Raw genomic sequence first — 18,237 nt, forward strand, 5'->3', positions numbered from 1 at the left:
TCAGGCGTTTTTCGCACGGTAGCTGGCCGCCACGTGCCTTGCGGGAAGGCGCGGCATGCCAAACAGCTTTTGCCGCATCGGCCCTTCCGCATAGGCGGTCTTGTAGACGCCGCGCTCCTGAAGGATCGGCACGATGAGATCGATGATATCGTCAAAACATTCCGGGACGACAGTGCGCGACAGGTTGAACCCGTCGATGCCGGCGTTCTCGCTCCAGTCGATCAACTGCCCGGCAATATCCTCGGCGGCGCCCACCATCGGCGCCTGCCTGCTGCCCAGTACCATCTGTTCCAGCAGCTTGCGGCGCGTCCATTGCGGACCGGCCGAGCGCGTCATCGCCTCGACATTCGAGGTGATGGCATTGCTTTTGCCTGTTTCGATCGGCTCATCCGGATCGTATTTCGAAAAATCGATGCCCATCGAGGCGGCCGCATGCACAAGGGCGGCCTCCGAACTGACATAACGCCGGTAATCCTCAAATTTCTCCCGCGCCTCGGCATCCGTGCGCCCGGTGACGATGGTGGCGCCCATGAACACCTTGATATCGTCAGCCACGCGGCCGACCTCGACCGCCCTTGCGCGGATATCGTCGACGATCGCCTTCACGCCGTCGATCTTCTGGCCGTTGACGAAGACGCATTCGGCATGCGTTGCGGCAAATTTTCGTCCGCGCGGGGAGGAACCCGCCTGGTACAGCACCGGCGTGCGCTGCGGCGAGGGCTCGCAAAGATGCATCGCATCCAGCCGGTATTGTTTGCCCTCGTGGCGGATCCTGTGAACCTTTGCCGGATCGGCATAAAGGCCCCCGGCGCGGTCAAACACCACCGCATCGTCCTCCCAGCTTTCCTCCCACAGGCGGTACATGATTTCCATGTATTCGTCGGCGAGATCGTAGCGATCATCATGCGCCATCTGACCCTCAAGGCCATTGGCGCGGGCGGCGCTGTCGAGATAACCGGTGACGATATTCCAGCCGATGCGCCCTCCCGTCAGGTGATCGAGCGTCGACATGCGCCGGGCAAACAGGAAGGGCGGCTCGTAGGTGAGGTTTGCCGTGACGCCAAAGCCGAGATGTTTGGTGACGGCGGCCATGGCCGGCACCAGCATCATCGGGTCGTTGACGGGCACCTGAACCGCACCGCGGATTGCCGCATCCGCACTGGCGCCCAGCACGTCATAAACACCGGAGACATCGGCAAAAAAGATCCCGTCGAACAGCCCGGCCTCCAGCCGCTTTGCCGTGTCCATCCAGTAGGTGATGTCGTTATAGCGGTGCGACTGGTCGCGCGGATGCCGCCACAGGCCGTGCTGGATATGACCGACCGTGTTCATGTCGAAGGCATTGAAGCGGATTTCGCGCATTGTTCCCCTCCGGTTTTCCCGGTTAAATGGTTTGCAGCCCATTTTATGTTTCGTATAGGGTTGCTTTCGTCCACTATAAGAGACGAATTTGAGGAAATGCAAGCATGGACGGTGCGGATAATCGAGGGGCTTCCGCCCCGCAGAGCTTAAGCGGCGAAGCGATTGCCGAACGGTTGCGGCTGGAGCGGGAAAATCGCGGCTGGTCGCTGTCCGATCTCGCCGAACGGTCCGGCGTCTCCAAGGCGATGATCAGCAAGATCGAGCGCTCCGAGGCGAGCCCGACCGCAACCGTGCTTGGACGCCTGTCCGGCGCCTTTGGCCTGCCGCTTTCGGTTCTTCTGGCGCTGGCCGAGCGGGCCGGTGACCGCCTGTCGCGGGCTGGCGATCAACCGGTCTGGACCGACCCGGAAACCGGCTATAAGCGCCGCGCGGTCTCGCTGCCCAATGGCGGACTTCTGGAACTGATCGAGGTGACGCTGCCCACCGGCGTGCGCATTCCCTATCCGGCATCGGCCTTTGCCTTCCAGCGCCAGCAGATCTGGCTTCTGTCAGGGCAACTGGATTTCGATGAGGGCGGCACGCTCCATCATCTTTCGCCCGGTGACTGTCTGGAGCTTGGCCCGCCGAGCGCTTGCGTGTTCTTCAATCCGGGCAAGGAACCATCCCGGTATCTGATCGCGCTCACACGGCGGTAATCCACCGCCGTGTGAGATCGGGCTTAAGCCCCAAGCCACAGCTTGATGATCAGCCCGACGACGCCGACGCTCAACACCCCGGCAACCCAGAGCGCGACGAACCAGCCGATCTGCCGGGCCATTTTCGGTGCCATCAGTGATATCCCTCTTCCGGATCCACCTTGCCGCGAAATACCCAGTAGGCATAGGCCGTGTAGGCAAGGATGGCCGGCACCAGAACGGCAGCGCCGACCAGCAGGAAGGCAAGGCTCTTGTCGGGGGCTGCGGCATCCCAGATCGTCACGGATGTTGGCACGATATAGGGATAAAAGCTGATGCCGATGCCGATATAGGCAAACACGAAAAGCCCAAGCGCGGCAATGAACGGGCGGCTGTCATGTTTTGTCTTCAACCCGTTCAGCAGACCATAAAGGCAGCCGATCACCAGCAGCGGAACAGCCACGCTGAAGATCGCGGTTGGATAGCGGAACCAGCGGTCGAGATATTCCGGCTTGAGGAAGGGCGTCCACAGGCTGACGCTTGCCATGGCAATGACGGTCAGGATGGCCGATGCAAAGGCGAACCGGCGGGCGCGATCGGCAAGTTCTCCCGTCGTGCGCATTACCAGCCATGTCGCCCCAAGAAGCGCATAACCGACAAGAACGGCAAAGCCGGTTGCGATGGAAAACGGCGTCAGCCAGTCCCACCATCCACCGGCATAAGCGCGGTTGACCACCGGAATGCCCTGTACCAGCGCACCAAGCGCCACCCCTTGGCAGAAGGAAGCGACGATGGAGCCACCGGCAAAGGCCCGGTCCCATAGCCGTTCGGCCCGCTTCGAACGCCAGCGATATTCAAACGCCACACCGCGAAAGATCAGTGCCAGCAGCATGGCGATCAAGGGCGCATAGAGGGCCGGCAGGATGGTGGCATAGGCAAGAGGAAAGACGGCCAGCAGCCCGCCGCCGCCGAGCACCAGCCAGGTTTCGTTGCCATCCCAGACGGGCGCCACCGAATTCATCATCACGTCGCGGTCGTGCTTTTTGTCAAAGAACGGAAAGAGGATGCCGACGCCGAGGTCGAACCCGTCGAGCACGACATAGGCCAGCACGGCAAAGGCAATGATGGCGGCCCAGATGAAAGGAAGATCAAGCGCCATGACGGGCACCTCCGTGAGAGGCTGAATGGGTGATGTGCTGTTCGGCAAGGCCGGAGGCCGGCGTGATGCCGGCGGTGCGGATCGGCCCCTGGCCAAGATGGCCTTCGGGGTCCCGCGGCAGGCGGCCCATCAGGCGCAGGATGTAGAATGTGCCGGCGCCGAAAACGAGGAAATAGACGATGACAAAGGCGATAAGCGACGAGGCGACGGCCGGTGCCGAGACCGGCGAAATCGACTGCGCCGTCAAAAGCTGGCCATAGACCGTATAGGGCTGGCGGCCGACTTCCGTTGTGATCCACCCCGCCAGCACCGCCACAAAACCGGCAGGACCCATCAAGACGGCCAGCCGATGCAGCCCGCTTGCCTTGTACAGCGTGTGCCGGAAACGACAGTAAAGGCTCCAGAGCCCAAGGCCCAGCATGGCAAAACCAAGCCCCACCATGACGCGGAACGACCAGAACACCACGGTGACCGGCGGCTCCAGCTCATCCGGCACCGTATCGAGGCCCGATAGCGGTGCATTGAGATCGTGCTTCAGGATCAGGCTGGAAAGTTTCGGGATCTCGACGGCGTAATCAATGCGCTTTTCCGCGGGGTTCGGGATGCCGAACAGAACGAGCGGCGCGCCATCCGGATGGCTGTCGTAATGGCCTTCCATCGCCATGATCTTCACCGGCTGGTGCTCCAGCGTGTTGAGCCCATGTTCGTCACCGGCAAAGATCTGCAGCGGCGCGACGACCGAAATCATGCCCATCGCCATGGAAAACATCGTGCCGGCGCGAAGCGGTGCCGTGCGGCGCAGCAGGTGATAGCCGCCGACCGCGCCGACGACGAGCGCCGTGGTGAGATAGGCCGCCAGCACCATGTGGACGAAACGATAGGGAAAGGACGGGTTGAAGATCACCTCCCACCAGTCGGTCGGAACGAATTGGCCGACATCGTTGACGGCAAAGCCCGCCGGCGTCTGCATCCAGGAATTTACCGCCAGGATCCAGATGGCCGACATCAGCGTGCCGAGGGCCACCATCAGGGTCGCAAAGAAATGCAACGCCGGGCCGACGCGCTTGCGCCCGAACAGCATGACCCCGAGGAACCCGGCTTCCAGGAAAAAAGCCGAGAGCACTTCATAACCCATCAGCGGGCCGATGACCGGGCCTGCCTTGTCGGAAAACACGCTCCAGTTCGTGCCGAACTGGTAGGACATGACGATGCCGGAGACGACGCCCATGCCGAAGGCAAGCGCAAAGATCGTTTTCCAGAAATCGAACAGCTCGATGTAGACGGGTTTCTTCGTCCACAGATGCAGGCCTTCCAGCACGGCAAGGTAACTTGCAAGGCCGATGGAGAAGGCCGGAAAGATGATGTGGAAGGAAACGGTGAAGGCGAACTGTATTCGCGCCAGTATCGTGGCATCGAAATTTTCAAACATGGGGGCACTCGCTCTTTGTCCGACCCCGTGGCTATGGGGCGCTGGTAAAAGCAGTCTCGTGGCATCTGCTGCAATGCACAATGTGTGGCGTTGCCGCAGGCCAGCCTATCACGGCAGGCAAAGTGTCACACCCTCAAAGAAGAGGCGCCTTTCGGGTGAAGGCAAACGCCCCGGCGGGGAGGGTGGATTGACGCTGCCGGCGATGCCCCGCAGGCAACGGCGCCTCAACCGCAGCAGCGGGCAAAAGTTCCACAGCCTGAAGGGACATCACACCACGCAACAAATGCCGGAACCTAGCCGCGGTCGATGGGTTCGGTTGAAATATCTGAAAGGAGGACCGTCAGATGAGTGAAGCCGTTCAAACCACTGATCACGACACCATTCGCCGCTGGATCGAGGAGCGCGGTGGGCACCCCGCCCGCGTCAAGGGCGCCGGCGAGGGCGGCATTCTGCGCGTCGATTTCGGTGAGCCGGAAGACAATCTCGAAGAGATAAAATGGGAGGACTTCTTCTCGATATTTGAGGAGAACGAACTCGCCTTCCTCTATCAGGATGAAACCAAGGGCGGAAAAACCAGCCGCTTCAACAAGTTCGTGGCGCGCGACTGAGCGGGAGCAGCAAAACAAGCAAGGAGGACAATCATGTCCGGTAACCAGCATTTCAAGGCGGGCACGCCGAGTGACGCTGATTTAAAGCGTGATCCCGGCATCGGTCAATCCAAGGGGCTTGATCGCCACGTCGGCGAAGGGCCGATCAAGGGCGAAAACAGCGTCGAAGGCGATATCGACAACGATACCCGCGCTGATGGCAGCATCGATCCCGCCCAGCGTGGGCGTGCCAACCGCTAAACCTCCACAGTCGCAAGCAGCGGCAGATGGTCGGAGGCGCGCCGCGCAAGTGGCGTCGATATCGCCTCCGCCATCACGATCCGCGGGCCGCCCGAGACGAAGATGTGATCGAGCCGCAGCAGGGGAAACCGCGAGGGAAATGTCGGCCTGGCAAACCCGCCCGCATGCTTACGTACATCGTGCATCCGGGCCGCGAGCGTTTTATAGGCGCCAGAAGCCGGGATGGAGTTGAAATCACCGATCAGGATGGTGGGCTTGTCCCGTGCCTCCGCATGGCCGAGCCAGTCCGGTCCAATGAGCTCCTCCGCCTGGCGCAGCCTGTCACGGCGCAAAAGCCCGAGATGGGTGTTAAACACCTGAACAGGCTTGCCGTGAATGTCGATCTCAGCCCAGAGCGCGCCGCGGGGTTCCCCGATGGAGGCAAGCGCCCCAGCACGGCGTAGGCGCATCGGAAAGGCGGTCAGCAGTGCATCGCCATACCGTTCCTCCTCGACGCTGAGCGCCGGGTGAAACTGGAAATCCATCTTCAGCCGGCTGGCAATCGCTTCGGCCTGGTCGATGCCGCCGCTGCGTTTGCGGCCGACATCCAGTTCCTGCAGGCCGATAATGTCGGGAGAAATCTGCGCGATCATATCGGCGACGCGGCCCGGATCGAGCCTTCGGTCCGTGCCCACGCAACTGTGAACGTTGTAACTCAGAATGCGGATGGTCCGGCGCTCCGCTGCGCCCGTATCTGGTACAGGTTCAATCATGAGGCAGGGAACCCCTTTACCCCGCGTTTCGTTCCCTCGGCTTGAAACCAGTCCTTCGGCAGCCTGCCGAAATCATATCCTGAAAAGGAGCCGACGTGACGCGGCAGATCATTCGAATACTCGTTGTCGCCATCATCTGTATTGCCGCTGTCCTGGTCTATCGAAGCCTCAGCCGCTACAGCCTTGAGGACATCCGCAGTTCTCTGGCGATGATCCCGCCATGGCGACTTTTGACCGCCTCGCTGTTTGTCGCCGCCTCCTATCTCTGCCTGTCCGGCTTCGACTGGCTGGCCCTGCGTTATGTCGGCCGGCCGCAACCGTTCAGGCGGGCGGCGCTTGCCTCGTTCACGGCCCTGTCGATTGGCCACAATGTCGGAGGCGCTGCGCTTTCAAGCGGTGCGGTACGTTATCGTTTTTATACGCGCTGGGGGCTTTCGGGCGATGAGGTGGCAAAAGTCATCCTGTTTTGCGGGGCAACCGTGCTTCTCGGCCTCAGCATGCTTGCCGCCATTACCCTTCTTTTCATGCCGCCGACGGGCGAAAGCCTGCTCGATCTCGATGCGTCCGGGCGCTTCTGGGTGGGGCTGGCGTTTCTGGCCTATCCAGTGGCCTATGTGATCTGCTCCATCTGGGGCAGGCCGCCGCTCAAATTCCGCTCGTTTCGCATGGAAATGCCGACAACGCCGATGTGCCTTGCGCAGATCGTCGTCGGCACGGTCAATTTTGGTTGCGTCGCCGGTGCGCTCGACCAGTTGCTGAAGACCTTCACGGATGCAGGTTACCTGCAGGTGGCTGCATCTTATGTGACTGCGACCATCGCCGCGATGCTGAGCCACGTGCCAGGCGGGCTTGGCGTACTGGAGGCCACGATGTTGCTGCTGCTGCCGGCCAGCGCCTCAATCGGGGCGCTGGTTGCGTTCCGGGTGCTTTATTACTTCATTCCGCTGCTGATCGGCGTGCCGGTCTTCCTGATCTCCGAGGCTTATTTCCGCCGTTTGCCGGCAGCGCCCACTCCTTCAGGTGAAGCTGCGCGTCAGGCGTGACAGCGCCCAGCGGGTGCCAACCTTCAGCTGGCGGAAGGGCCAGAACGGCCGGCGCGGATCGGCAAGCGATGTGCCGATCAGCGAGTCCGTCTCGCCCTTGGCATCGATCACGAAGGGCCTGAGGCCGCGGGGCTTGCTGTTGAACTGCTCGATGGTGCGGATCAGCGATCCGGTCTCGGCAATGGCGGCGGAAATTTCGGCCGGGCTTGCATTCAGATGTTCGGCAATCAGGTCATCGCGCAGCGCCGTGATGGCGCGGCGGCCTTCCTCGCTTGTGGGTTCAAAAGCGATATCGGATTCCGTATCCAGTCCTTCCGAGCGGTTGTTGAGGTTGGACGAGCCGATGCGCACGAACCGGTCGTCGATCACCACCAGCTTGGAATGAACGATGATTTCCGTCTCCTGGCCCTCGCCATCGCGCGTCACGGCATAGAACACCCGCAGGCGATTGTAGCGGTCCTGCCGCTTCAGCCGGCGGATCAGCCGGTTGCGGTTGTGGCCCATCATCAGTTTTTCCAACAGCCCGTGCGATTCCCGCGTCACGAGAATGATGATTTCCGGGCCATCCGGTTCCTGCAGCCGGTCAGCCAGCGTGCGCGCCACGGTAAATGAAGCCAGATATTGCGATTCCAGATAGATGTGGCGGTGCGCCGCGCGCAGGGCATCATGGGTCAGTTGCACAGCGTCGCGGCGGCCGCGCCTGCCGTTCCACAGAAGCGGTTCGGTCAGTGCAAGTGCTACGGGGCAATCGGTGAGCGAAGGGGCAAGATCCTGGGGCCAGAGCAGCTCGGCATTGCCGGGATCCGCCTCCAGCGCCTCGCCGGTTGCGCGCTTCCAGCGTTTGCGGGCACCGTCGCCCACAAGCCTTGCGCCGTCGCCGGCAAGGATCGCCTGAAGGTCATGCACCGGACCGTAGCAGGTGCCATCCGGCGAGCAGCGCAGGGGATTGGGAATGGTGTGGCGGCGGTCATCCCAGCGGCGGGCGGTCAAGTCTATGCCGCCGAGGAAAGCCACGGCATCATCAACCGCCACCATCTTCTGGTGGTGGCTTGCACGGATGGGATGGCGGAAATCGAATTCGAGGCGGATGCGCGGATGGTCGTTCCAGCCGGTCTTCTGGAACAGTTTCAGGCTCTTGCCGGAATAGATCGGTCCCATGCCCCAGACGAGGATGCGCACTACAAGTCCTTCCTGCGCCTCCACCTGCGCGCGCAGGATTTCGCCAAGCGTCGGGCTGCCGTCCGTTTGCGGGTCAAGGCGGATATGCGGGTTGAAATCCCAGCCGATGATGAAGATGGATTTTTCGGCTTTCTTCAACACGTGCTCGAGGCGCTGGTAATACTCGGCACCATCCACGAGAAAGGCGGCGCGGCTGGCTGTCGCCTCGCGCCACGCATTGCGCCCGGTGCGGATGATGGAGCCGGACTTTTTCGTATGGGCCTGGTCCATCTGCGTCTGGCTCATCTGGGTATGGCTGGCGCTGCGCATGCTCACGTCCACGATCGTCACCTTCTGGATCTCTCTGTTGGTCACAGAACGCGGCTACGCCGCGCCGGTTCCAGCGTGGCGCGCGACAAGTTTCGGATCGTGATAAGCTGGCGCGTGACCGTGTCTTTTCGGGACGCCGTTCGCGCTTTGCCGAATGTCTAGAACTGCGCCGGCGGCTCGCGGCTTTCATCCGGATTGGGTACCGGGTTTTCGTCCGGCAGATGGTCCGGTTCAGGCTCCTTGATCGGCGGCTCGGGTGCCCAGACGGGGGAGGGCATCGGCGGTTGTTCGCTCGGATCGCGTGGGTCTGGCATGATGATCTCCTGATTGCTTGTCTGTTGAACCGCAAGCGAAGGAGATCGTTCCCATCTTTCGCAACGGATCTATGTCAAGGAAACGGCTGATTCAGCCGATAGGGTGAAAGCAAAGGTGGAATTCGCGCTGCCCACATGGCCGGCGCGGACCGCCACAGACAAAGGAGGTTGTTCATGGCCCATTCCCTCGACCATTTCATCGTCTGGCTTGGTGACGCGCATGCGATGGAGGTGCAGGCAACGGCCATGTTGCGCGCCCAGATCGCCCGCATCGAAAACTATCCCGAGCTGCGCGAGCGTATGCAGCAGCACCTCATGGAAACCGAGGCGCAGGCAGAAGCGCTGCGCAAACTGCTCGACCGGGTGCCGGGAAGCGGCTCGGTGCTGAAGGAAGTGGCAGGGCGCCTTTCCGTCGTTGCGCAAGGGGTGACGGGCATGCTGGCCGCTGACGAGGTGGTGAAAACCACCATGGCCATCTACACGTTCGAACATTCCGAAATTGCCACCTATCGCGTGCTGATTGCAGCCGCAGACGAGCTGGGGGATACCGAAGCCGTCGAAGTGTTCGAGAAGATTGTCAGTGAGGAGATGGCGATGGCCGCTTGGCTTGAAACCCATCTTGATGTCGTCACGCGCCTTTACCTGATGCGGGATGAACGCGATCTTCTGGCCAAGCGTTAAGGCTGATGTTTGCCGACATGATAAAGCCCGCCAACAGGTGTTGCGGCGGGCTTGAGTGCAGTGGACGCTGTTAGGTCAGCCGGCTCGTCAGTTCGCCAGGATCGCGAACGCCGGTGCGGTAAAGCTCGATGATCTCGGCAGCGAGATTATCGGCCGCCCGTCGGTCGGTGAGGGCGTTACCCTCAAGGCCACGTTCCCGGCGCAGCACATCAAAGCATGTCTGCAGAAAATCCAGTTCCTGCGGTTCAAGCGTGGTTTCAGCAGCCGATATGGTCACGTTTTCCACCTCCTTCACGGAGGGCGAAAGCTCGGTTCGTCTTCCAGCCGCCAGTGCCCTTGTCGATAACCGGCGGTGACCAAAGACTACCCCGATCACCCGTCATTGCAACCGGTTAACACTCACGATTTCCTGAACGCGCCGCCGGATGGGGATCACTCCGGTTCGAGGTGGTTTGACCGGTTGTCCTTCTATTGCGGATCGAAGGAAGGCAATCACGCTCATGCTCTTGAGTGTGGCGGAAAGATGAGGTCAACTGAAAGGGGAAAGCAGGAGGAACACAAAGGGTGGGGAAAGAAATGCTGGCAGCGCCTGCGGACGCCTTTTCGGGCGCGCTTCGGGCAAGCAACAGCCAGGGTCGCTCCCTCTCCGACGGGGCGCGGCCACGCCGGCGTTTCCTGACATCGCAAGGTGCTGTCCTCGCCATCCTGCTGATCGGCATCCTCTTCGTCATCTACGGCGGCGAGGTGATCAAGACGCGTTATCTGCGCGAGGCGGAAACACAAGGGGCAACCACGCTTCGCCTCGCCGTCTCAGCCCTTGAAGGGCATCTGCGCCGCTATGAGGCCCTGCCGGCACTTCTCGCCGACCAGCCCGCCATCGAGGCGCTGATAGAACGGCCGAACGATCCGGTGGCACGCCATGCCACCAACCGGTATCTCAGCGAAATCAACGCGCTCCTCAAATCCTCCGACATCTACATGATGACGATGGATGGCGAGACGATCGCCGCCAGCAATTTTGAACTGCCGGCAAGCTTCATCGGCCAGAATTTCAGCTACCGGCCGTATTTCCAGGAGGCGGCACAGGGTCGGCAGGCGCGGTTTTATGCGCTCGGCACCACGTCCGCCAAGCGCGGTTATTATTTTTCCTCACCCATCGAGATTGCCGGCCGCATCCTCGGCGTCCTCGTCTTCAAGGTGGATATCGATACGATCGAGGCCTCCTGGGTTGGTGGCGATGCGCGCATCTTCGTGTCGGACCCGGAGGGCATCATCTTCATGACCGGCACATCGGAATGGCTCTACAAGGCCATTCTGCCGCTGACACCGGAGCGGCTGGCGCGCACCAGTGCCTCGCGCCGGTATTCCGATGCGGTGCTGAAGCCGCTGCCGATCACTGAAACGCTGGAGGGCGGCCACCGCCTCGTGCGCATTGCCGAACAGCAGGGCACGCGCGAATATGTGGCGCTGTCGCAGCCGATGCCGGAGGCCGGCTGGACGGTGAATGTGCTGACGGACACCGCCTCGGCGCGGGCGCAGGCGCAGACCGTGGTTATCGCCGGCTTCCTGCTTCTCTGCCTTGCCGGCCTTGGCCTTGCCATCCTGTTGCAGCGGCGCGCACGGCTGGCCGAGCGCCTGTTTTTGCAAGCCGAAGCGCAGGGCGAGCTGGAGCGGCGTGTGGTGGAGCGCACCGCAGACCTTGCCCGCGTCAACGAGCGCATCGAGGAAGAAATTGCCGAACGGCGCCTGACCGAGCAGCAGTTGCGCCAGACGCAGGCCGATCTCATCCAGGCCGGCAAGCTTGCCGGTCTCGGCCAGATGTCGGCGGCGCTGTCGCACGAGTTCAACCAGCCGCTGGCGGCCGCCAAGACCTATACCGATAGTGCTGCCGTTCTCATCGAGCGTGGCCGACTGGTGGAGGCAAACGACAATATCCGCCGCATCTCGGCGCTGATCGACCGCATGGCCTCGATTTCCAGGCACCTGCGCAACTTTGCCCGCAAGCCGAATGAAAAGCTCGGCCCCGTGCTGCTCGACGAGGTGATCCGCGATACGCTGGAAATCGTTGCCGCCCGCCTGAAGGCCGCGGATGCCACGCTCGTCCTTGATCTTGGGGCGCCGGACATGGCGGTGGAGGCGGGTTTCGTGCGCCTGCAGCAGGTGCTCGTCAACATCATCACCAATGCCGCCGATGCGGTGGAGGGGCTGGACAACAGGCGCATCGAGATTTTCGCCAGACGTGACGATGGCCTTGTGGAGATCACCGTTCGGGATCATGGGCCCGGCGTGCCGGCCGCAATCCGCGAGCGTATCTTCGATCCCTTCTTCACCACCAAGGGTGTCGGCAAGGGGCTGGGACTTGGCCTTTCCATCTCCTATAACATCATCAAGGATTTCGGCGGCAGCCTGGAGGCCGGCGATCACCCCGAGGGCGGGGCGGTTTTTCGCATCCGGTTGCAATCGGCCGGGGAGCGGGCGGAAGGATAGAGAAGACGCATGCAGCGGGTTTTGCTGGTGGACGATGAAGAAGAACTGCGCCGCTCCACCGCGCAGGCGCTGGAGCTATCCGGGCTTTCGGTGCAGACGCTCTCAAGCGCCGATCATGTTCTGGAACTCATCGGTTATGCCTTCGATGGCGTCGTGGTGAGCGATATTCGCATGCCCGGCCTTGATGGCATGACGCTGATGCAGCGGATCCGTGAACTCGATGCGGAAATCCCTGTGATCCTGGTGACGGGCCACGGCGATGTTCAGCTGGCGGTGAAGGCGATGCGCGAGGGCGCCTATGATTTTATCGAAAAGCCGTTCACCACGCCGCATCTGTCGGGCGTCATTCGCCGCGCGCTCGACCGGCGGGGCCTCGTTCTGGAAAACCGCCGCTTGCGCGCCGTTGCCGGCAAGCGGGATGATCTGGAAAGCCGGCTGCCTGGGCGCACGCAAGGCATGGTTGACCTGCGTTACCAGATCCGCGCCATCGGGGCGACGGATGCCGATACGCTCGTCATCGGAGACACAGGCGCGGGCAAGGAAGTGGTGGCGCGGGCGCTGCATGATGTGAGTGCGCGCGCCAACAAACCGTTCATCGCTATCAACTGCGCCGCCCTGCCGGAAAACCTGATTGAAAGCGAACTGTTCGGCCATGAGGCCGGCGCCTTCCCCGGCGCCCTTCGTCCGCGCTTTGGAAAGTTCGAGCATGGCCGCGGCGGCACCATCCTGCTCGATGAAATCGGCTCCATGCCGTTCGACCTGCAGGCAAAATTCCTGCGGGTGCTGCAGGAGCGGGTGATCACAAGGCTCGGCTCCAACGAGACGGTGGGTCTCGACGTGCGTTTCATCGCAACGAGCAAGGTGGATCTGGAGGCGGAGGTGGCGGCCGGCCGCTTTCGGGCGGACCTGTTCTACCGGCTGAACGTCGCAACCGTGCGCGTGCCCTCGCTTGCCCAGCGCCGGCCGGATATTCCGCTTCTTTTCCTGCAGCTGGTGCGCGAGGCCTGCGCGCGTTATGGCCGTGACGACATGGAGGTGCCGCAGGAGGTGGTGGCTTCCGTTGCCCAGCGCGACTGGCCGGGCAATGTGCGTGAGTTGCGCAATGCTGCCGACCGGCTGGTGCTGGGGCTCGACATGCGCCCTGGCGATGGCGGTGCGCTGGTGAAGCCGGAAAGCGGGCGCCTTTCCGACCGCGTGTCGGCCTTCGAGCGCAACATTATCGCCAGCGCCATCGCGGCCCATGGTGGGGCGCTTCGCCCGGTCTATGAACAGCTCGGAATCAGCCGCAAGACGCTCTACGAAAAGATGCAGAAATACGGCCTCGACAAGAAGCTTCTCTCGCCGGAAAGCCTTCTGGAGCTTGGGGAAGAGTAGGCCCGGCAACCCGCATGGGTGGAAATCCACACATGAAAAACTGCTGATGTAGCGGTTTCTACCCATGACGCACTGCGATATCGCAATTTGTACGCCAGCCTCGTGTCACGCCTGATTGCGCCGGCATCTTTTGCGGGGGCAGATGGCGTCATCTGGTTGCTGGAGGAGGAGCCCCGGCAACTGATCTGATTTCATCTCGAGGAGGATGTCGATGAAAATCACCAAGGCTATCGCTTGTGCAACCGCGTTTGCCGCTCTTGCCCTGTCGTCCACCGTATCTCAGGCGGCCGGTTATCCCGAACGTTCGATCACCATGATCGTGCCGTTCTCCGCCGGTGGCCCCACGGATACGGTCTCGCGTCTGGTTGCCGAAGCCATGTCGAAGGATCTCGGCCAGCAGATCATCATCGAAAACGTCGGCGGTGCCGGCGGAACGCTCGGCGCCGGCCGCGTTGCGAGCGCCGAGGGCGATGGCTACACGCTGCTTCTGCACCACATCGGCATGGCCACCAGCGCCACGCTCTATCGCAAGCTCGCCTATGACACGCTGAACGCGTTCGAATATGTCGGCCTCGTCACCGAGGTGCCGATGACCATCGTGTCGCGCAAGGATATGGATGCCAAGGACCTGAAGGGTCTGATCGAATACGCCAAGGCCAACAAGGACACGGTAACGGTTGCCAATGCCGGCATCGGCGCTGCCTCGCATCTCTGCGGCATGCTGTTCATGAGCGCCATCCAGACGCCGCTCGTCACCGTTCCCTACAAGGGCACGGGGCCTGCAATGACCGATCTTCTCGGCGGTCAGGTCGATATCATGTGCGACCAGACCACCAACACCACCAAGCAGATCCAGGGCGGCACCATCAAGGCTTATGCGGTGACTTCGCCCAAGCGCCTCGACGTGCTGAAGGATGTGCCGACGGCGGTTGAAGGCGGCTTGGCCGGCTTTGAGGTTGGCATCTGGCACGGCATCTATGCCCCGAAGGGTACGCCGAAAGAGGCGACGGAACGTCTCTCCAAGGCGCTGCAGGTGGCCCTGAAGGACCCGAATGTGGCCGCCCGCTTCGCAGAACTCGGCACCGCACCCTCGTCGGCCAGTGACGCGACGCCCGTTGCGCTGAAGGCAAAGCTTGAAAGCGAAATCACCCGCTGGAAGCCTGTCATCGAAGGCGCCGGCCAGTACGCCGACTAAGTTTTTTCGGCACAACCGCCCACTCTCCCTTTTCTCGCGTCGCGTCTTTTCCGATCGCAGGCTGTGAAGGGGAGGCGGGCCGGCGCGCCGCCTCGCGTGGGGGCGTGAGGTGGCGCGGCAATGTCCGTCTCCCCGTTTGGGCGGGGAGACGGTGACGGCAGCCGGATGGGATATCGTCTCGCCCGCGGTTCCAATCATTGGGGACACCATGAAATCCATAAAAATCGACCGGACAAATGCGCTCTGCGGCGCAATCTTCGTGGCGCTCGGGCTGTTCTTTGCCCTGCAGTCGCTGGGGCTTCAGTTGGGAACGGCCTTCCGCATGGGGCCGGGTTATTTTCCGCTCGTTCTTGCGAGCGCCCTCATTCTGCTGGGGGCCATCATCGTCATCCAGTCGCTGCGCACGGTGCATGAAGGTGTCGGCGCCATTGCCTGGCGCGGCCTCATTTTCATCCTGCCGGCGCCAATCGTCTTCGGCTTTACGGTGCGCGGGCTCGGTTTTGTACCGGCGCTGTTCATGGCCGCCTTCATCGCTTCCTTCGCGTCATCGCGCATGAAGCCCTTGATGGCGCTTGTGCTGTCTGCCGCCATCACGGTGTTTTCCGTGCTCGTCTTCAGTTACGGCCTCGGACTGCCTTTCCGCAGCTTTGGTCCCTGGCTCGGTTATTAGGACGCAACGATGGAACTCTTTCACAATCTGGCGCTGGGTTTTTCCACGGCCACCTCGTTTGCCAACCTGTTCTTCTGCCTGATCGGGGTGCTGCTCGGCACGCTGATCGGCGTTCTCCCAGGTATTGGCGCCACGGCGACAATCGCCATGCTGTTGCCGATCACCTTTCAGCTGGAGCCGGTCTCCTCGCTGATCATGCTCTCCGGTATCTATTACGGCGCGCAGTATGGCGGCTCCACCACCGCCATCCTCATCAACATGCCCGGTGAAAGCTCGTCTGCGGTCACCGCCATCGATGGTTACCAGATGGCGCGCAAGGGAAGGGCAGGAGCTGCCCTTGCCATTGCAGCGCTCGGCTCGTTTTTTGCCGGCACGGTCTCGACCTTCCTCGTTGCCATCTTTGCCCCGCCGCTCACCTCGATTGCGCTGCAATTCGGCGCTGCCGAATATTTTTCGCTGATGGTGGTCGGTCTCGTCTCCTCCATCGCGCTGGCCTCCGGCTCCATCGTCAAGGCGCTCGCCATGGTCGTGCTCGGCCTGCTGCTCGGGCTTGTCGGCACCGACATCTATTCCGGCACGCCGCGCTTCACGCTCGGTATCCGTGAATATGCCGATGGGTTGAACTTCGTGGCAGTCGCCGTCGGCGTCTTCGGCATCGCCGAAATCTTGCGCAACCTGGAGAACGAAAAGACCCGCTCGGTGCTGATCTCCAAGGTCAGCGGCCTCATGCCGACGCGCGACGATTTTCGCCAGATGGTTGGCCCGGTCCTGCGCGGCACGGCGATTGGCTCGGCGCTCGGCATCCTGCCCGGCGGTGGCGCCATCCTCGCCGCCTTTGCCTCCTATACGGTGGAAAAACGCGTCTCGAAAAACCCGCAGGAATTTGGCCATGGCGCAATTGCCGGTGTTGCCGGCCCTGAATCGGCCAACAATGCCGGCGCGCAGACCTCGTTCATCCCGCTCCTGACGCTCGGCATTCCCGCCAATCCGGTCATGGCGCTGATGATCGGCGCGATGATCATTCAGGGCATCGTGCCGGGGCCGAATGTGGCGACCGAACAGCCGGCGCTGTTCTGGGGCATCATCGCCTCCATGTGGATCGGCAACCTGATGCTGGTGGTCTTGAACCTGCCGCTCATCGGGCTCTGGGTGAAGCTGCTGACGATCCCCTATTACGTGCTCTTCCCGATCATCATGGCCTTCTGCTCCATCGGGGTCTACAGCGTCAATTCCAACGTCTTCGACCTCTATGCCGTCGCCTTCTTCGGTTTCATCGGTTACGTGCTGGTAAAGCTGCGCTGCGAGCCGGCACCGCTGCTGCTCGGCTTCGTGCTGGGGCCCCTGCTGGAGGAAAACCTGCGGCGCGCCATGATCCTGTCGCGCGGCGATCCCTCCACTTTCGTCACCCGCCCGATCAGCGCCACGCTTCTGGCGCTTGCACTCGGCGTGCTGATCGTCGTGCTGTTGCCAAGCGTCAGGGCCAAGCGCGAGGTGGTGTTCCAGGACGAGGATTGAGACCATTTGAGTGTGCAGGCTCCCGTCGTCAGGCGACGGGAGCCTTTTTAAAATTCGGCGACCGTCTGCAGGTGCTGTAATTGCGTAACGGGCGTCTGGCGCAGGATGCGCTCCAGAAGCAGCGTGCCAAGCTTTGAGCCCGCCTCTGAGAGATCCTCGCGGATGGTGGGAATGCGGGGTCTCACCTGATCGAACAGGCCGGATGTCTGCTTGGCGACCACATGAACCTCCTCGCCAAGCGTCAGGTTGCGGTCATGCGCTGCCGCCATCACCGCCATGGCAATCACCTCTCCGCCGCAAATCACCCCATCGGGGCGGTCCTCTTTGCCGAATGAGGCGAAAAAACAATCGCGGATCGCATCTGAGGGGCTGTCTATGGTGATGCTTTCAGGGATTTCATAAGCAATGCCCGCCTCGCTGACGGCGGCCATGAAACCATCGCGCATATGGCGGGAAAAGGTGAACTGGCCAGGCGGCAGGATGATTGCAAGCTTACGGCACCCGGCCTCGATCAGCCGGCGGCTGGCGCTATAGGCAAAGGCATGGTTGTCGTAGTCGACAAACGGATGCGGCGTTAAAAGTTCGGTGCGGCCGTGGCAAATGAACGGGAAATCACTCTCCAGCAGCAGTTTTACCCGCTCGTCTTCGGGCTCCGTTCGGGTGAAGATGATCCCATCTGCGGTGCGGTTTCGAATGATGTGGCGCACCGGCTCGATCTGCGGCCGATCGGAAAAATGCGGGGTGATGACGAGGTGATAGGGCGTATCGCGAAAGGCCTCAGACAGCCCCCGGATCATCGACGTGGCATAGCCTAGGATTTCCTCGTGCGGATCGAGAATGAGGCTGATGACATGGGTGCGCCCCGTGCGCAGGCGCTGGGCGGCACTATCCGGCAGATACCCGATTTCTTCTGCCACCCGCGCCACCTTGAGACGCGTTTCCAGCGCAATCTGCGGCGCGCCGGCAAGGGCCCGGGAGACGGTGGTGACGGCAAGCCCTGTGAGATCGGCAATGGTGCGCAGTGTCGGTTTTGCGCCACCCTTGCCTTCTGCCCGCGCCTCTATTGGCCGTTTTGGCCACCCGGCCTCCTCAAACGTCATGATTGTCCTCCTGCTTTGGGCTCCCGACCCAAACGGGATATAAATCATACTTTTTATCCCTGCGGAACATACGGTTCCCGCCTCTTCACGCGGCGGCAAAATCATGCCTCCAGCCGATGCAACCTGCGATGCCGGGCGTGGCAGGC

18 protein-coding genes are annotated in these 18,237 nt (G+C 61.9%); 10 read left to right on the forward strand and 8 right to left on the reverse strand.

Features of this window, described 5'->3' with window-relative positions; all coding sequences use genetic code 11:
- Positions 1-1,362: an LLM class flavin-dependent oxidoreductase gene (locus AC4CWH_RS00625; protein ID WP_491319961.1), complete on the reverse strand. Its 1,362-nt coding sequence runs from the start codon at positions 1,360-1,362 to the stop codon at positions 1-3.
- 104 nt (positions 1,363-1,466) lie between these two features.
- Here AC4CWH_RS00625 and AC4CWH_RS00630 point away from each other — a divergent pair, with 104 nt between their 5' ends.
- Positions 1,467-2,057, forward strand: a complete 591-nt coding sequence (locus tag AC4CWH_RS00630) for a helix-turn-helix domain-containing protein (RefSeq protein WP_491319962.1) — start codon at positions 1,467-1,469, stop codon at positions 2,055-2,057.
- 133 nt (positions 2,058-2,190) lie between these two features.
- Here the strand turns inward: AC4CWH_RS00630 and cydB are convergent, their stop codons facing one another.
- Positions 2,191-3,195, reverse strand: a complete 1,005-nt coding sequence (cydB, locus tag AC4CWH_RS00635; RefSeq protein WP_491319963.1) for a cytochrome d ubiquinol oxidase subunit II — start codon at positions 3,193-3,195, stop codon at positions 2,191-2,193.
- Positions 3,185-4,624 (reverse strand): cytochrome ubiquinol oxidase subunit I, encoded by a 1,440-nt coding sequence (locus tag AC4CWH_RS00640; RefSeq protein WP_491319964.1) that lies wholly within the window; start codon positions 4,622-4,624, stop codon positions 3,185-3,187. The genes cydB and AC4CWH_RS00640 overlap by 11 nt, the downstream gene beginning before the upstream one ends.
- Before the next feature lie 344 nt (positions 4,625-4,968).
- Between AC4CWH_RS00640 and AC4CWH_RS00645 the strand changes: the two genes are divergently transcribed.
- Entirely contained in the window at positions 4,969-5,232 is a 264-nt protein-coding gene (locus AC4CWH_RS00645) for a hypothetical protein (RefSeq protein ID WP_491319965.1), read from the forward strand.
- Between the two features lie 33 nt (positions 5,233-5,265).
- Positions 5,266-5,472 (forward strand): hypothetical protein, encoded by a 207-nt coding sequence (locus AC4CWH_RS00650; protein ID WP_491319966.1) that lies wholly within the window; start codon positions 5,266-5,268, stop codon positions 5,470-5,472.
- Here the strand turns inward: AC4CWH_RS00650 and AC4CWH_RS00655 are convergent.
- The gene (locus AC4CWH_RS00655) at positions 5,469-6,224 is read right to left on the reverse strand and encodes an endonuclease/exonuclease/phosphatase family protein (protein WP_491319967.1); all 756 of its coding nucleotides are present in this window, start codon (positions 6,222-6,224) and stop codon (positions 5,469-5,471) included. The two genes, AC4CWH_RS00650 and AC4CWH_RS00655, sit on opposite strands and share 4 nt — an antisense overlap.
- 95 nt (positions 6,225-6,319) lie before the next feature.
- On the opposite strand from AC4CWH_RS00655, the gene AC4CWH_RS00660 reads away from it, so the two are divergent.
- On the forward strand, positions 6,320-7,267 hold the full coding sequence (locus AC4CWH_RS00660; protein WP_491319968.1) for a lysylphosphatidylglycerol synthase domain-containing protein: 948 nt from the start codon (positions 6,320-6,322) through the stop codon (positions 7,265-7,267).
- On the opposite strand, the gene AC4CWH_RS00665 is transcribed toward AC4CWH_RS00660, so the two are convergent.
- Together AC4CWH_RS00665 and AC4CWH_RS00670 are read right to left on the reverse strand one after the other, a co-directional pair.
- The gene (locus AC4CWH_RS00665) at positions 7,241-8,776 is read right to left on the reverse strand and encodes a phospholipase D-like domain-containing protein (protein WP_491319969.1); all 1,536 of its coding nucleotides are present in this window, start codon (positions 8,774-8,776) and stop codon (positions 7,241-7,243) included. The two genes, AC4CWH_RS00660 and AC4CWH_RS00665, sit on opposite strands and share 27 nt — an antisense overlap.
- A gap of 137 nt (positions 8,777-8,913) precedes the next feature.
- The gene (locus tag AC4CWH_RS00670; protein WP_491283704.1) at positions 8,914-9,069 is read right to left on the reverse strand and encodes a hypothetical protein; all 156 of its coding nucleotides are present in this window, start codon (positions 9,067-9,069) and stop codon (positions 8,914-8,916) included.
- A gap of 174 nt (positions 9,070-9,243) precedes the next feature.
- Between AC4CWH_RS00670 and AC4CWH_RS00675 the strand changes: the two genes are divergently transcribed.
- Positions 9,244-9,750, forward strand: a complete 507-nt coding sequence (locus tag AC4CWH_RS00675) for a ferritin-like domain-containing protein (RefSeq protein ID WP_491283705.1) — start codon at positions 9,244-9,246, stop codon at positions 9,748-9,750.
- A 70-nt stretch (positions 9,751-9,820) separates the two neighbouring features.
- Here the strand turns inward: AC4CWH_RS00675 and AC4CWH_RS00680 are convergent, their stop codons facing one another.
- Entirely contained in the window at positions 9,821-10,027 is a 207-nt protein-coding gene (locus tag AC4CWH_RS00680; protein ID WP_491283706.1) for a hypothetical protein, read from the reverse strand.
- A 299-nt stretch (positions 10,028-10,326) separates the two neighbouring features.
- Here AC4CWH_RS00680 and AC4CWH_RS00685 point away from each other — a divergent pair, with 299 nt between their 5' ends.
- The 5 genes from AC4CWH_RS00685 (at position 10,327) to AC4CWH_RS00705 (ending at position 16,991) form a co-directional block, all read left to right on the forward strand.
- Positions 10,327-12,237: a sensor histidine kinase gene (locus tag AC4CWH_RS00685; protein ID WP_491319970.1), complete on the forward strand. Its 1,911-nt coding sequence runs from the start codon at positions 10,327-10,329 to the stop codon at positions 12,235-12,237.
- 9 nt (positions 12,238-12,246) lie between these two features.
- Positions 12,247-13,611 (forward strand): sigma-54-dependent transcriptional regulator, encoded by a 1,365-nt coding sequence (locus AC4CWH_RS00690; protein WP_491283708.1) that lies wholly within the window; start codon positions 12,247-12,249, stop codon positions 13,609-13,611.
- Positions 13,612-13,822: 211 nt separating this feature from the next.
- Positions 13,823-14,806 carry a tripartite tricarboxylate transporter substrate-binding protein gene (locus tag AC4CWH_RS00695; protein ID WP_491319971.1) on the forward strand — a complete coding sequence of 328 codons (984 nt, stop codon included), beginning with the start codon at positions 13,823-13,825 and terminating at the stop codon, positions 14,804-14,806.
- A 208-nt stretch (positions 14,807-15,014) separates the two neighbouring features.
- The gene (locus AC4CWH_RS00700) at positions 15,015-15,476 is read left to right on the forward strand and encodes a tripartite tricarboxylate transporter TctB family protein (RefSeq protein ID WP_491283710.1); all 462 of its coding nucleotides are present in this window, start codon (positions 15,015-15,017) and stop codon (positions 15,474-15,476) included.
- A gap of 9 nt (positions 15,477-15,485) precedes the next feature.
- Complete coding sequence (locus tag AC4CWH_RS00705) at positions 15,486-16,991, forward strand: tripartite tricarboxylate transporter permease (protein WP_491319972.1); 1,506 nt, start codon at positions 15,486-15,488, stop codon at positions 16,989-16,991.
- Between the two features lie 47 nt (positions 16,992-17,038).
- Here the strand turns inward: AC4CWH_RS00705 and AC4CWH_RS00710 are convergent, their stop codons facing one another.
- On the reverse strand, positions 17,039-18,091 hold the full coding sequence (locus tag AC4CWH_RS00710; RefSeq protein ID WP_491319973.1) for a LacI family transcriptional regulator: 1,053 nt from the start codon (positions 18,089-18,091) through the stop codon (positions 17,039-17,041).
- Positions 18,092-18,237 lie beyond the last annotated feature (146 nt).

The sequence above is a fragment of the Neorhizobium sp. PAMB6716 genome, from assembly GCF_058242805.1.